17 protein-coding genes and 2 pseudogenes are annotated in these 14,041 nt (G+C 48.1%); 13 read left to right on the top strand and 6 right to left on the bottom strand.

Annotated elements, in window-relative coordinates; all coding sequences use genetic code 11:
- Window positions 1-51: 51 nt before the first annotated feature.
- The 4 genes from ACLM7Z_RS14135 to ACLM7Z_RS14120 form a co-directional block, all read right to left on the bottom strand.
- A complete protein-coding gene (locus tag ACLM7Z_RS14135) occupies window positions 52-549 on the bottom strand; it encodes a hypothetical protein (RefSeq protein WP_007592954.1) in 498 nt (165 codons plus the stop codon).
- A gap of 219 nt (window positions 550-768) precedes the next feature.
- A complete protein-coding gene (locus ACLM7Z_RS14130; RefSeq protein WP_117473792.1) occupies window positions 769-1,011 on the bottom strand; it encodes a hypothetical protein in 243 nt (80 codons plus the stop codon).
- Window positions 1,011-1,739: an ImmA/IrrE family metallo-endopeptidase gene (locus tag ACLM7Z_RS14125; RefSeq protein WP_435645380.1), complete on the bottom strand. Its 729-nt coding sequence runs from the start codon at window positions 1,737-1,739 to the stop codon at window positions 1,011-1,013. Before ACLM7Z_RS14125 ends, ACLM7Z_RS14130 begins: the two co-directional genes overlap by 1 nt.
- Window positions 1,736-1,999, bottom strand: a complete 264-nt coding sequence (locus ACLM7Z_RS14120; protein WP_435645379.1) for a hypothetical protein — start codon at window positions 1,997-1,999, stop codon at window positions 1,736-1,738. Before ACLM7Z_RS14120 ends, ACLM7Z_RS14125 begins: the two co-directional genes overlap by 4 nt.
- 203 nt (window positions 2,000-2,202) lie before the next feature.
- Between ACLM7Z_RS14120 and ACLM7Z_RS14115 the strand changes: the two genes are divergently transcribed.
- The 13 genes and pseudogenes from ACLM7Z_RS14115 (at window position 2,203) to ACLM7Z_RS14055 (ending at window position 12,596) form a co-directional block, all read left to right on the top strand.
- Window positions 2,203-2,622, top strand: a complete 420-nt coding sequence (locus tag ACLM7Z_RS14115; RefSeq protein WP_435645378.1) for a helix-turn-helix domain-containing protein — start codon at window positions 2,203-2,205, stop codon at window positions 2,620-2,622.
- 59 nt (window positions 2,623-2,681) lie between these two features.
- On the top strand, window positions 2,682-3,194 hold the full coding sequence (locus ACLM7Z_RS14110) for an ImmA/IrrE family metallo-endopeptidase (RefSeq protein WP_178869376.1): 513 nt from the start codon (window positions 2,682-2,684) through the stop codon (window positions 3,192-3,194).
- Between the two features lie 11 nt (window positions 3,195-3,205).
- Window positions 3,206-3,532 carry a DUF6050 family protein gene (locus tag ACLM7Z_RS14105; RefSeq protein WP_435645377.1) on the top strand — a complete coding sequence of 109 codons (327 nt, stop codon included), beginning with the start codon at window positions 3,206-3,208 and terminating at the stop codon, window positions 3,530-3,532.
- 33 nt (window positions 3,533-3,565) lie between these two features.
- Window positions 3,566-4,315, top strand: coding sequence for a Cthe_2314 family HEPN domain-containing protein (locus ACLM7Z_RS14100; protein ID WP_435645376.1), 750 nt, complete (start codon window positions 3,566-3,568; stop codon window positions 4,313-4,315).
- Between the two features lie 41 nt (window positions 4,316-4,356).
- Window positions 4,357-5,865 carry a DinB/UmuC family translesion DNA polymerase gene (locus ACLM7Z_RS14095; protein ID WP_435645375.1) on the top strand — a complete coding sequence of 503 codons (1,509 nt, stop codon included), beginning with the start codon at window positions 4,357-4,359 and terminating at the stop codon, window positions 5,863-5,865.
- A complete protein-coding gene (locus tag ACLM7Z_RS14090) occupies window positions 5,862-6,695 on the top strand; it encodes a 4Fe-4S dicluster domain-containing protein (protein ID WP_178572298.1) in 834 nt (277 codons plus the stop codon). Before ACLM7Z_RS14095 ends, ACLM7Z_RS14090 begins: the two co-directional genes overlap by 4 nt.
- Before the next feature lie 87 nt (window positions 6,696-6,782).
- Complete coding sequence (locus tag ACLM7Z_RS14085) at window positions 6,783-7,178, top strand: hypothetical protein (RefSeq protein ID WP_435645374.1); 396 nt, start codon at window positions 6,783-6,785, stop codon at window positions 7,176-7,178.
- A 31-nt stretch (window positions 7,179-7,209) separates the two neighbouring features.
- Window positions 7,210-7,506 (top strand): transposase, encoded by a 297-nt coding sequence (locus tag ACLM7Z_RS14080; RefSeq protein ID WP_087017840.1) that lies wholly within the window; start codon window positions 7,210-7,212, stop codon window positions 7,504-7,506.
- Window positions 7,507-7,517: 11 nt separating this feature from the next.
- Window positions 7,518-8,414 (top strand): annotated as a pseudogene (locus ACLM7Z_RS14075) (IS3 family transposase); the annotation flags it as partial.
- A gap of 234 nt (window positions 8,415-8,648) precedes the next feature.
- Window positions 8,649-10,259 carry an ATP-binding protein gene (locus ACLM7Z_RS14070; protein ID WP_435645373.1) on the top strand — a complete coding sequence of 537 codons (1,611 nt, stop codon included), beginning with the start codon at window positions 8,649-8,651 and terminating at the stop codon, window positions 10,257-10,259.
- 130 nt (window positions 10,260-10,389) lie between these two features.
- Window positions 10,390-11,319: pseudogene (locus tag ACLM7Z_RS14065) on the top strand (hypothetical protein); the annotation flags it as partial.
- Window positions 11,320-11,330: 11 nt separating this feature from the next.
- Window positions 11,331-11,963 (top strand): hypothetical protein, encoded by a 633-nt coding sequence (locus ACLM7Z_RS14060; protein WP_419050056.1) that lies wholly within the window; start codon window positions 11,331-11,333, stop codon window positions 11,961-11,963.
- Window positions 11,964-11,978: 15 nt separating this feature from the next.
- Complete coding sequence (locus ACLM7Z_RS14055; protein WP_435645372.1) at window positions 11,979-12,596, top strand: hypothetical protein; 618 nt, start codon at window positions 11,979-11,981, stop codon at window positions 12,594-12,596.
- Between the two features lie 157 nt (window positions 12,597-12,753).
- Here ACLM7Z_RS14055 and ACLM7Z_RS14050 read toward each other — a convergent pair whose 3' ends face one another.
- Complete coding sequence (locus tag ACLM7Z_RS14050; protein ID WP_435644794.1) at window positions 12,754-13,662, bottom strand: IS3 family transposase; 909 nt, start codon at window positions 13,660-13,662, stop codon at window positions 12,754-12,756.
- Complete coding sequence (locus ACLM7Z_RS14045; RefSeq protein ID WP_087021933.1) at window positions 13,659-13,997, bottom strand: transposase; 339 nt, start codon at window positions 13,995-13,997, stop codon at window positions 13,659-13,661. The genes ACLM7Z_RS14050 and ACLM7Z_RS14045 overlap by 4 nt, the downstream gene beginning before the upstream one ends.
- Window positions 13,998-14,041 lie beyond the last annotated feature (44 nt).

Raw genomic sequence — 14,041 nt, 5'->3', positions numbered from 1 at the left:
CCTCTCTTCACCATCCCACGGACAAAAAAGCAGCTAATGTAAGGTATATCATCAAAATTTTTTGAAAAAGTATTTTGCTTTCTTCATGATTAGTGTCGCAGCATTGTAAACACTTTGCCGCTGCATATTGTTAGCAGCAGCATAATCAATTTTTGACTGTCCACCGATGATGCAATTCAGGTAGATGTCAAGTTGCTTCGGCGTAAGCGTTGCACGAAACTCCTTTTCTGACATCCAGAACATAACGCTTTCCTCCATGCTGGAAGAATCAATCAACCAGTATGGTTCTAAATCCTCACAACCCTCATAGCTGACATAGCTTAAGGACAGCACACTTGCCCGTTCTTCGGCTGTTTTGCCTTCAGTTCCGGAAATGGGAACTCCTTGCTTTGAGCGGCGCAGTCTTTTTTCCTCTGCGCGGAGGATTCGCATGACCTTACGGTCAACCTCTGTTACTTCACCGGTGATTTTCACGCGCACCATGCACTTTCCGTCCTCCGTAGTCCAGAGGTCGTAGTCGAACTCGATAGGGGTCTTAGGTGTTTTCATTGTTCATCCTTTCCGCTGCGCGGGAGCAGCGGGAAGGGTGAAGACAGAAAAAGAGCCGCATGACGGTGAGGTTTGAATCCCATGCCGATAAAACAGAGTAATTACACTCTGTCTCATGCGGCATTAGGATGACTTCACCTATCAGGCGGCTCCACAGCTCAGCTATGACATATATTTTATTTTAGAACAGAGGCTTGTCCTCTGGTTCTTACTCGGTACTTACTTGGTACGCGGTCGCAGTCTTCTCATATTCAGCACATCAAAGACTGTGATCCGCCCGCATTTCTTGCACTTGGATTCTACATGACCTCTCGTGTCTTCGTAGACAGCAATGGCATTATGCTGACAATACGGACATTTCAGGTATCGGGGCTTCTGCTGGGAAATGGCAACTCTTGCCCTGTGGATTTTTTCGATCAGCTCCGGCGTCGGTTCCTGAACCCGAATGGATGCTCTCTTCATTACCACACCTCCAATGGGTCAACATACTCACTGAATGGACGATCTACCATGTAGCCGAGTTGACGAAGGCGGATAGACGCCGTTGTCTTGGAGACACCGAACAACCGGCAGAAAAGGCGCAGCGTTAAGTGATCACCATACGAATACCTCCCCTCGTAATTGATCAGCGGCGTTTCTGCAAACCGACGCATTGCCAGGTCAACCTCCTTCTGAGGAAGAAGAATTGCCGCGCCCAAGACATTTGCTTGCCACTCGTTCCAATCCTCACGGGTTTTCAGCTCGCGCGGCGTATAGGCTGTCCGTGCAGAGTATTTCATTTCGCAGGATGTCTTTACCTCTTCCGATTCAAGTTGGAAAAGTATCTGATGGGCGCACTCGTGGGCAAGGGTAAATCTGCGCTTGGCGCAGAGCCGCTGCACGTTGCCGGATAGAATGAAGCTCTCGTCCAAGATGACCTGATTACGCTTCAAAGCCAGTGTGCGCGTAATGCCAAGTTCCGTGATCTTGTATTCGGTGTCGGCATAGGCAGTGACACCGCAGATGCTTCCGTCCGGCGAGAGACGGGCGAATGATACGCGAAGACCGAGATAATTCTTTGCAAACTGATCAATGGGCGTTGGCAAAGCAGATCGGTCGGGCTTGTCAGCCTCATCCCCGAAAAAGAACCGGTTGAAGTCCTTCGTTGTTGAGGCTGCAATTTCTTCAAGTTGGCGCTGGGATAAAATCATGAGCAGTTGTCCTCCTTTGCTTCGACAAACCACTTATCACCTTCATGAAAGAGGAACGACTCCTTTCCTCTGATTATGACCGTGTAGCGGATGCCGCCACCCCCAACCTTGTTGGAGCTGGCGCGGCATTTGTACTTGAGCTGTTCGATCTGAAAAACCCTTCCGTCCTTCCATCGGATCAGCATCGGGATGATTGTTCCCTCTTCATCGACATCCAAATTGACTCTGACGTAGGCTTTTTTGCATTGTAAATTGTTCATAAGCGTCCTCCGTTCCTAAAAAAGTTGCCTGTTTCCGACACGAATTTCGCCAAGAATGTTGACACACGCTCTGTTCGTGTGGTATCATGCTCACGAACGGAATGTTCGTGTAGGCACAGTATAGCACGAACATAATGTTCACGTCAATGGAATTAACGAAAGTTCTGTTCGTGTTCGCAGAAAATTTTAGAAAGAGGTGCCTTATGGGATTCAAAGACAGACTGAGAGAAAAGAGAGTGGAAGCCAACCTGACACAAGCCGCTCTTGCAGAAAAAGTCTCTGTTACTGCGAGGACAATTCAAAATTACGAGCTGGGCAGTCGAAAGCCAACAAAATATGAAGTCGTGAAGCAAATCGCTGAGGCTCTGAATACAACGCCGGAATATCTTCTCGGCAACAGCGGAATGCTCATCCTTGCCGCACAGGAACAGGGCGGCGCAAAGGCAGCACGGGAAATTGACGAGCTGGTGAGCGAGGTTTCCGGTATGTTTGCAGGAGGCAGTCTCAGTGAAGACGCACTGGACGGCGCGATGCAGGCTCTCACCAGAGCCTACTGGATTGCAAAAGAAAAGAACAAGAAGTACACGCCGAAAAAGTACCGGAAAGAACAGACGGAAGAGTAAGTCCGGTTTTTGGTACAGGCTGTTTGATATAATGGTTATCCCCGAAGGGAGGTGGCGCGATGAACGCCGAACAACTATCAAAAGTCGGCAGCGATCTCGTCCGACGCTGCGGCACAAGAGATCCTTTCCAGATTGCAAACGCGCTGGGTATCAATGTCATGGACGATTGCGAAAATCTCGGATCACTCAAGGGTATGTACTGCATCGTCAAAAGGAACCGCTTCATCTTTCTTAATAAGGATTTGAGTCCACAAATGAAGCGGATTGTCTGCGCCCATGAGATCGGTCACGACCGGCTGCACCGTGCGCTTGCAAAAAAACATGGCTTGCAGGAGTTTGTGCTGTATGATATGGCAACGAAGCCGGAGTACGAGGCAAACATCGTTGCAGCAGAGATCCTTCTTGATTCCGATGAAATCCTCGAATACATCTACGACTACGGGTACACCTCGGAGCAGATTGCGCGGGCAATGCACACAGACATCAACTTGGTTGCTTTGAAAATCGCGCATCTGGCAGAAACCGGGCATAAACTTCGTCGGATGGAGTACCGTAGCAGCTTTTTGAAGTGAAGGAGGTCAGTATGACGAAAAGCGATGTCATGAAAGAGTTCCTAAAGAAGACCGTCATTCCAGTTGTGGTTGCGCTGTTTTTGTTTTCGATGTTCAGCCGTATTTTCATCGAAAACGGAGTGCCCGATTATTTCCTGATCTGGCTTGCTTGCGGAGTGCCTTTTGGCATTGGGAAGATGTTCACGCTGATTCCGATTGGCTTTGGTATTTCCGGGACAGTAGGTGTTGTTGCACTCAACCTTGTCCTTGGCGGTCTGATCGGCGGCGTAATTCTGATCTGGAAGCTGGCAGTTGCCCTCTGGTATCTGCCCTTGACGATATATAGGCTTGCAATTTGACAAAAAGAAAATTGCGCGAAATTGAGGTGAATTATGGCACGAGAAGGAAAAGCATATTTAACTGAACTTGTAGAATCTGTGATTTGTGTGCCGGATGCTTTTAGAATTAGATGTGGAAATGATAATTTCATTTTTTCCATTCAGTCCAAAAATCAGGAAACCAATGATTATTTTGCTATCTCAGCTATTTATGATACGATTTGCACCATTGACAGTGCAATTAAATTTGCTTTTGCGGAAGCCATCGCTATTGATCTTCCTGAGTCTTTAGATACATACAATCCGTTTTCCCAAATTGGTGAAGATGAGCGAATTGCCATATATCATGTCGAGAACATTGTTTTCCGTGTGAGTATACTCTGGGATATGCTGGCTCAGCTTTGCAATATAATCTATCAGACAAAAGTTGATCTTAAAAAGCTGCACTGCGGTCGTTACTTTGATGCGTTTTCTAAGGGGGATAAATCGTTTGAATTTGCGAAAGAGGTTAATGACTATCTTGAAGAGAAAGAAGATACCAGTATAGACGCAAATCCTTGGCCGGGCAATCATGCGTTTCTTGCTAACTACCGCAATCAAATGACACATAGGGTATCTCCGTCTATTTCGAGCATAAGCACATTTGGGCATACATTGCGACCGCCGACAATGTATCTCCTTCATCGAGCCGTTGAGGACTATTATAAAGTCTCTTCTTTTTTGTGCCGGTTAGTCAATCAGTATCTCGACGAGCATCAAAACTGGCTGCCATTTGGCTTGGAAAAGTCCGAAGAAGACGAGTGAAAAGGGATAGAAAATAAAGTGCCAATTAGGAGACTTAGAAGATGAAACAACATACTTACATCGCAATCGACCTGAAATCTTTCTATGCCTCCGTGGAGTGCCGGGAGCGCGGCTTAGATCCTCTGGACACAAACCTTGTTGTTGCGGATGAGAGCCGGACGGACAAGACCATCTGCCTTGCCGTCACGCCCTCCCTCAAGAGCTACGGTATTTCCGGACGCGGACGGCTATTCGAGGTCAAGCAGCGGGTGAAGGAAGCGAACGCCGGACGGCAGCACGACGCACCGGGACACAGGCTGGACGGCACATCACACTTCTTCTCAGAACTGCAAGCAAACCCGTCTCTGGCGATTGACTTCATCATTGCACCGCCCCGGATGGCGTATTACATGGAGTACAGCACCCGCATCTATCAGGTTTATCTCAAGTATATTGCCCCGGAAGATATTGTGGTCTACTCCATCGACGAAGTGTTCATGGACGTGACGGACTACCTGAATACCTACAAGCTCTCGGCACATGACCTCGCCATGAAGATCATCCTCGATGTGCTTGAAACCACCGGCATCACAGCAACCGCAGGAATTGGCACGAACCTTTTCCTCTGCAAAGTGGCAATGGACATTGTGGCGAAGCACATCCCCGCCGACAAGAACGGCGTCCGCATTGCGGAGCTGGATGAAATGAAGTTCCGGCGTGAGCTTTGGTCTCATCAGCCCCTCACGGACTTCTGGCGCGTGGGTCGGGGCATTGCCAAGAAACTTGAGCAGAACGGGATGTTCACAATGGGCGATGTTGCCCTCTGTTCAGAGCGGAATGAGGACTTGCTTTATAAGCTGTTCGGAAAGAATACGGAACTACTCATTGATCATGCGTGGGGCTGGGAGCCTACAACCATTGAAGCGATCAAGGCATACCGTCCCAGCTCCAACAGCCTCAGCTCCGGTCAGGTATTGCACTGCCCATACGAGACGGATAAAGCAAAGCTGGTTGTGCGGGAAATGACGGACTTGCTTGTGCTGGACTTGGTGGACAAGGGGCTTGTCACTGATCAGATGGTTCTCACCGTGGGCTATGATATTGAGAACCTGACCGACCCAGCACGACGGGCAAAGTATCACGGCGCAGTCGAGAAAGATCCCTATGGGCGGGAGATTCCCAAACAGGCACACGGCTCTATCAATCTCGACAGTCACACATCCTCTACCCGCAAAATAATGTGTGCTGTGTCAGAGCTATTTGACCGGATAGTGGACAAGAATCTGCTTGTCCGCCGTATGTATGTTGTGGCAAATCATGTCCTGCCGGAAGCGGACGCACCGAAGAAAAATGACGGTGCTGTCCAGCTTGACCTCTTCACGGACTATGCCGCCGAAGAGGAAAAGCAGAAAGCCGAAGCTGCCGCCTTGGAACGGGAACGAAAAATCCAGAAGGCGGCTCTCGCCATCAAGAAGAAGTACGGCAAGAACGCCATCCTCAAGGCGATGAATCTTGAAGAAGGCGCAACTGCCAAAGACCGTAATGCGCAGATTGGGGGACATAAGGCATGAAGCGAAACAGCTTGAAAAGATACATACTTCCAGCATTCGTGCTGGTTGTCTTTGAGATTGTTGCGATTACGCTATGGTTGACAAAGAATAATATTTTCTATCTGTTCAATTTCAGCTATATTGGAATATCCATCACATTGGGGCTTGTTCTCTTTGCACAGAATTATAAACACGCAAGGCGTGTTGTACAGCTTCTTGTCGGTCTCTATATGCTCATCTATTTGGGGCTTATCTGTAATGAGAATATGCAGATTGAGGGTTTTTGGTATTATCTCTTCACTGGTGTTTTTGAAGCTGCGACAATCCACTATGCCGTAGCAAAGATTTTCGGACCGCTGATTTTCGGACGTGGATGGTGTGGCTATGCGTGTTGGACAGCAATGGTACTTGACTTCCTTCCGTATAAAACACCGGATCATAAAAGGCGAAAAATTGGATGGATCAGATACATCGTTTTCCTTGTTGCCCTTGTTTTCGTTGCGGCTTTATTTATTGCTGATGTGGCGAATATTGAAGGTATCATGTTCTGGGCGTTCATCGTTGGAAATGCACTCTACTACATTGTGGGGATCGCTCTTGCTATTGGCTTCCAGGATAACCGAGCCTTTTGTAAATATATCTGTCCGATCACAATCTTTTTGAAACCGATGAGCTACTTTGCATTATTCAGAATTAAATGTGATAAAAGCAAGTGCGTATCGTGTGGTAAATGCAAGAAAGTTTGTCCTATGGATGTGGATGTAACCGACAACTCAAGAAGACGGAAAAACGGAACAGAGTGTATTTTATGTATGGAGTGCGTTAAGAGTTGTCCGAAAGATGCACTATAACAAATCGAAGCGGAGGGAAAATAATTGAAGGATTTATACGAGGACATCATCAATCGGCCTCATCATGTCTCGAAGGCAAGACCGCAAATGTCGGAACTCGAACGGGCGGCGCAGTTTGCCCCTTTTGCTGCACTGACCGGATATGACTCCGCCATCAAGGAAACCGGGCGTCTGACCGATGAAAGGATTGAGCTTGACGAGGAAGCTTTAACTGCATTGGACATGAAGTATCAGCTTCTCATGGATGCCCTCGATGACGAACCGGAAGTCACCATTACCTACTTCCAGCCCGATGAGCGGAAGGCTGGCGGAAAATTTGTATCAGCAGTCGGCGCAGTCAAAAAGATCGATGATTTTGAGCGGCGAATCACCATGCGGGACGGTGCGAAGATTCCGATGGATGATGTGCTGTCTATTGAGGGAGAGCTATTCTCAGTGGAGTGGTATCATTTAAGTAGAGTCGGAAAACTCACCAAACTATGATAGAATAAGAACAAAGGAACGGTGAGAAATCATGGCAAGAAGCTACGATAAAGATTTTAAAGAAGAAGCATTGAAGCTCTCAGATGAAATCGGAGCAAAGAAGGCGGCTGACCAGCTTGGAATCCCCTACAATACAGTCACAACCTGGCGAGGTAAGCGAAAGAAATACGGAGATCAGGCATTTGTAGGAAGTGGTCATAAACAACTGCCGGCAAGCGAGCAGGAACGAAGAATGCTTGAGCTGGAGAAGGAAGTCAAAGAGCTCCAACGAGCTAACGATATACTTCAGGAGGCTCTTGGTTTTTTCGCAGCGCGCCGAAAGAAGTAAAAGCACATGAGCGATACCGCTTTATCCACTCTATACAGACAGATTCAGATAAGGAGTGGAGTGTGGAACTATTATGCAGAATTCTTCATGTAAGCGAATCTGGATATTATCGATATCTGAAGAATCTCAGTAAGCCGTCTAAGGACGCGCTTCTTTCGGCGGCAATAGACAGGATTATGAATGAATCCGATTATAATGACAATTACGGCGTGGAACGAATGCAGCTTGCCTTGGAGCAGAACGGATTCCACACAGGAAAACGTAGAATCAGGCGAATTATGCACGAAAAAGGTCTGATTCACGGCAGACCCAGACGTCCGCATGGTTTAACACGCGCTGCCACCGAAATTCAAGAGGAGGAAAATCTGATCAAGCAGGATTTTCGGGCTGATACCCCGTATCAAAAACTGCTGACAGATATCACGCAGATCGGCTGCCTGGACGGAAAACTCTATATTTCCCCGATTATGGATTGCTTTAACGGTGAGATTCTTTCTCTTCAGATGGATGACAATATGCGAAAAGAACTTTGTATCAATACACTCAAGGCAGTTGCCTGCCGGTATCCGGTTCGAGGCGCGACACTTCATAGCGATCGCGGAAGCCAGTATACCAGCGAGGCGTTCAAGAAAAAACTTTCTGAATATGGTATGCTGCAGAGCTTAAGCGGTGTGGCACACTGCTACGATAACGCCCGAATGGAGAGCTTCTTCGCAACTTTGAAGAAGGCACTGCTCTATAGAATTCCTACTTACCGAATGCCAATGGCGGAGGTTAAATCTATTATCTTTCGATATGTGTTTATCTACTATAATCGGAAGCGAGTATATACGTCGAATCCCTTAGGGCTTCCACCCGCTGTTTATAAGACACATTACCACAATATGTATCATTCATCTGCTGCTTAAAATTTGTGAGTTTTTAGACTGCACTTTTCTTGACAATTCCAAGAATACTACGCTGATGGCTTAAAACTCATGTTACACAAGCTTGGACTGTGGGAAAATAACATCAGCATACAAAAATCCAGTATTCCGATACGCTTCTGAGCTCCAAAGGTGAATGCGATGGACGGGTAAAAACACATACCTTGACATCACATATCCCTAACTCAAGGCGCACTAAAACGAAGGAGAAACGCTATGCCATATTTAGAAACTGTTCAAGAGCTTCTGGAAGCCAAAGAGGGCGAACACGTCCAATTCAAGGAAGCCAAAAATCGGTTTGACTTCGGAGAGGCGGCGAAGTGCTGCTGTGCTTTGGCGAACAATGGCGGCGGTAAGCTGGTATTTGGCATCACGGACAAGAGACCTCGCAGCGTGGTCGGGAGCGCAGCTTTTGACCAGCCGGAGCGTACCCGCATGGGCTTGATTGAGAAATTGAAGGTCAATGTTGATTTTCAGCTTTTCAACTACGAGAGAAAGCGGGTTCTGGTCTTCGACGTGAAGAGCCGTCCAATCGGCTTGCCGGTACAATACGATGGCGTAGCGTGGATTTACGAGGGCGATACGCTCAAACCCATGCCGGAGGATATGCGCCGCAGCATCTATGAAGAGACCGGCGGTGATTTCTCCGGGACGATCTGTGCCGGGGCAACGGTCGATGATTTGGACGAGACCGCCATTGAAAACTTCCGTGCCAAGTGGATCGAAAAGAGCGGAAAAAAGCAGCTTGCCACGCTGTCAAAGCAGCAGCTTCTCCATGACTGCGGCGCAATCACGGATGAAGGCGTGACGTATGCAGCCCTGATCCTGTTCGGAAAGAACGCAGCGATCATCAAGTATCTGCCGCAGGCGGAGATCATTTTTGAGTATCGTTCCTCCGAAGCGTCGGGTCCGGCGAATCAGCGAGAAGAGTTCAAGGTCGGCTTTTTCGCTTGCTATGACCGCGTGTGGGAGCTTGTCAATCTGCGGAACGACAAGCAGCACTATCAGGAGGGCTTTTTCGTGTTCGACATTGCGACCTTTAATGAGCGCGTTGTCCGTGAAGCGATCCTGAACGCGGTGAGCCACAGAAACTATCAGTTTGGCGGCAGCATCTTTGTCCGCCAGTTCCGCGACAGATTGGTTATTGAAAGTCCCGGAGGACTTCCCTTCGGCATTACGCTCGACAACATACTGGATCGCCAGCTCCCGCGCAACCGCCGTATTGCAGAAATTCTTTCTCTGTGTGGCATGGTAGAGCGTTCCGGTCAGGGCATGAACCTGATGTTTGAGCTGAGTGTGCAGGAGGCAAAACCGCTTCCTGATTTCACAGGCACGGATGACTTTTTCGTCAGTGTTACGCTGAACGGACTGATCCTCGACAAGGCGATGCTTTCCGTTCTCAATCGGATCAGCGAAAGAGGTGCGGAGCTGCTGTCCACCGAGGATTTCCTTGTGATTGATGCTCTGTACCACGAAAGACCGCTGAACGAGAAGATGCAGTCTCGTTTGAACCGGCTGATCGAAATGGGCATTGTCGAGCATATCGGTCGCAAGAAGTATGTTCTTGCCAGAAGTCTCTATGCGGCAACAGGCAAAACCGGTGTGCATACAAGGCACGTCGGTTTGGATCGAGATACCAACAAGGAGCTGCTGCTAAAGCACATCCGTCAGAACAACGAAGTTGGTACTCCGTTCAAAGAATTGCAGCAAGTTTTGCCGGGTCTCAATCGCAATCAGATTCAAGTGCTGATGCGGGAACTCAAGGAAGACGAAAAAGTGGTCTGCAAAGGCAAAACCAGTGCTGCAAGATGGTTTATCATCAAGTGATTCACCGTCGATTTCAAATGCGTTTTTGCGTTCAACTTGCGACCAACTTAAAACTAACTTGCGACCAACTTGCGACCTGATCAGCAAGGCATACCGAACTGTTGGAGGGATAATTGATATGGGAAGACTGATTTCCGAGAAATATGCTGCTTGGCAAGCCGAGTGCGAAGAGCGCTTCCAGCAGCTCAAAAAGAACGAAGAAGAACTCAACCGCATTTTCATTGACATTTACGGTTTGCAGGACGAATTGACGCCAGATGTGGCGGACAAGGATGTGACGGTGCATCGCGTGTTTGACAGCAAAGACGATGTGCCGGAGTCTATGAAGGGCAGCAACTATGTCCGCACCATGCGCGACGAGATCGTCTCCCTCATTTCCTATGCCGTGGGATGTATGTTTGGACGCTACTCTCTGGACGTGGACGGGCTTGCCTACGCGGGCGGCGAATGGGACGCCAGCAAGTACAAGACCATCATCCCGGACAGCGACAACATCATCCCCATCTGCGATGACGAGTATTTTGACGATGACATTACCGGGCGTTTCGTGGAGTTTGTCCGCAAGGTCTACGGCGATGATACGCTGGAAGAAAACCTCAAGTTTGTTGCCGACGCGCTCGGCGGCAAGGGTACGCCCCGCGAGGTGATCCGCAGCTACTTCCTGAATGACTTCTATGCCGACCATCTGAAAACCTATCAGAAGCGTCCGATCTACTGGCTCTTTGACAGCGGCAAAAAGAACGGTTTCAAGGCGCTGTGCTATATGCACCGCTATCAGCGCGATCTTCTCGCCCGTCTGCGCACCGACTATGTGCATGAGCAGCAGGAGCGTTACCGCACCCAACTTGCCCAGCTCGGTGACGCCATTGATCGTGCCAGTGCATCCGAGCGCGTGAAGCTGACCAAACAGCAGAAGAAGTTCCAAGACCAAGCGACCGAACTGCAAAAGTACGAGGAAAAGGTTCACCACCTTGCCGACCAGAACATCGAGATCGACTTGGATGATGGCGTAAAGCATAACTACGAACTGTTTGCCGACGTGTTGGCGAAGATTAAGTGAGGCGGTTGAGCATGGTCAAGAGCGAATTAGATATGCTGCAATCCTTCATTGATGAACTTTCCAGCGCACTTTCTGCGTCTCCGCAGGACGAGGAATGCTTGTATGATATACTCAATCGAGCGAACGCATTATATGGTGATTATGTGCCTGAAATCGCAGAGCAGCGAGAAGAAATCATGCAGTTTCACGGGCTGCTGTCTCGAAACTGCAACGCAATTCTCGCACTGCTCAAACGAGAACTCATAAAGCAGACAGATAACTTTGAAGCTGGCATTATGCCGCTGACCTATTCCCAGCTCTCTGTCTGTCCAGCAGCACAGACGGTGTATAAAAGCGGCATCACAAAATATGCTGAAAAGAAGTTCGACAGAAATGTGCTGGATGACATGAGGCTTTCGTTAGAGCTTCTGGTGAAACAGATTCTCGGCAATGGGAAAAGTCTTGAAAACCAGACATCAGAATTAGGGACGAAACTCAGCGGCTATCACACGGAGCTTAGGAACCTCGTGATAAAAACCGTCGATTATCTTTGCAAGTATCAAAATCAGTATGTGAAGCATAACGACGCGGTGAATCCAGAGGAAATTGACTACATAATTGAGCAAACAAGCGCAACGATCAATTTCCTTATCAAAGTCAAGTAAAGGAGTAGTGGGAAAATGTTTGGGAACGGTATGCAGAAAAACGAACTCCCTTTGATTATCGTCTGCGACGATAAGGATATGGTCTATGCCAATTATCTGATTCAGCTTATCGGACAAAAAGATGATGCCGGAGACAGCATTGTCGGCGTTGAGGATGACAGTGTTTCTGCTGCGATTTACACAGTAAAAAACTACAAGGACAATCTGCCGCAGATTCCATCCACGCAGCACATCCTTTTTATTGGGCAGACAAGCGTTGCCAAGGAACAGAGCAAAACAATTCCAGATGCGTTCAATAAGCTGGGAATGCACTATGGCTGGCTTGGTAAGCGGGCTGTACTGTATGTAGATGATACTACGAGCGATTGGATGAAGCTCAAGGATAGCAAAAAGCACTACACCGAGTTCTGGCAGTTCAGCAAGGATCGCGGCATGACACATCCTGATGCACTGGCTGAATATGCAAAGAAGCTCAGCGGCGGTTTCGTAGACAAGATCATGCCTGTCGTTGTAGGTGCGCCTAAGATGCTGATTGACCGTAGCAAGACGGTAAATGCAGTCAAAGCGCAGCAGTATAAAACGCTCATCAAGGTTTTCTATGAGGATGGCTTGAAATCCTTTGTGGAGGGATAATTTATGAGTGCCTTTGAGGAAGGCTATGCCTTTTTTGAAAAACAAGCTGGTGTTCAGTATGCCGGATATGAAGGCGGCGTCTATGTCGATCAGATTGACGCAGAAATCGCCAAATGAAGTTGTCAAGATCAGTTGACACATTTTGCTCAAGGATTTGCTAAGCAGCTTTCTTTAGGGAATGATAGTATCTCTGGCGTTTTACCATCGGAGGCAGCCCGCCATTTCTGGAACAGATACGGCGGTTATTCCAATACCCGATAAAGAATCTCCAAATCAGCGTCTTGAGTTCATCAATGGTCATCTTTTCGGTGTTGTAACGTCCATAAAGTAGTTCAACCTTCATTCTGGCCCACATGCTTTCGCAGCGTGCATTATCATGGCATCTTCCACCAGCACTGTTCATACTCTGAAGGATTCCATATCGGCCGATGGCTGCCCGATACTCCTGACTGGTATATTGTGCTCCTCTGTCACTGTGAATGATAACGCCACGCAGATCGTGGCAGGCATCATGGGCATTCTTCAGCGTCTGAACACACAGGGATGCTCTCATGTTGGTATCCATTGCAAGCCCCAGAACACAGGAATCGTAGCAGTCAAAGACAGCGGATACATATAGCTTTCCATCTTTTCCTTTGACTTCAGTAATATCCGTAACGCACTTCGTTAGTGGTTTGTCTGCGTCAAAATTGCGTCTTAGCAGATCATCGGATTTACGAGTTTCCTTATCTGCTCTGGTAATGCCATTGGGCTTGCGCCTTGGTGTGTGGCTGATACCCAGTTCCTCCATGATCCGGTATACCGTCCGTTCACTTGGAATTTGCACGCCCTGTGGCTGTTTCAGACGTAAAGCCTGATACATGCGGATTCGACCGTAAGTATCGTTGCATTCGTCTTCTGCAAGGATCTCCAGCATGGCATCAGCCAAATCCTGATACTTCCATGGGCGAGTCTGGGCCTTCAGATATTTGTAGAACCCCTGCCTGCTGACATGGAGCAACTTACAGTAGAATGCAATTTTCCCCGTGTTCTGGCCATCGTTGGTTTTCAAGGCAATGAATTTCATTCTTTCGTTCTTGCAGACCTCCGACGGCTCGCGGCGAAAAAAGCGCTGGCTTCCTCCAGAAATTCATTTTCTTCTCTGAGCCGTTTGATTTCCTTGTTCTGCTCTTTAACCTGTTTGCGAAGCAGCTGAATTTCTTCACTCAGAGTCATGGCTCTTTGCGGTGTCTGTGTGCCGGCTCCCAGGCTCAAGTTGCCCAGACGGTACTGACGCATCCATGTATGCAGGGTGTTCGCTGGAATACCAAGTTCTTTGGCTGCCTTCGTTGTACCAATTTCCAACGCCAGTTTAACTGCTTGTACTTTATATTCCATATCATAGGTTCTGTTTTGTGGCATCGTTGTTGTCTCCTTTTTCTCTTGATTATATTTTTAATCCTTGA

It is taken from the genome of Butyricicoccus porcorum, assembly GCF_051246315.1.
Taxonomy (GTDB): Bacteria; Bacillota; Clostridia; order Oscillospirales; family Butyricicoccaceae; genus Butyricicoccus_A; species Butyricicoccus_A porcorum.
The sequence above is the reverse complement of the archived record's forward strand: the minus strand, read 5'-3'. Positions and strand labels throughout refer to the sequence as shown.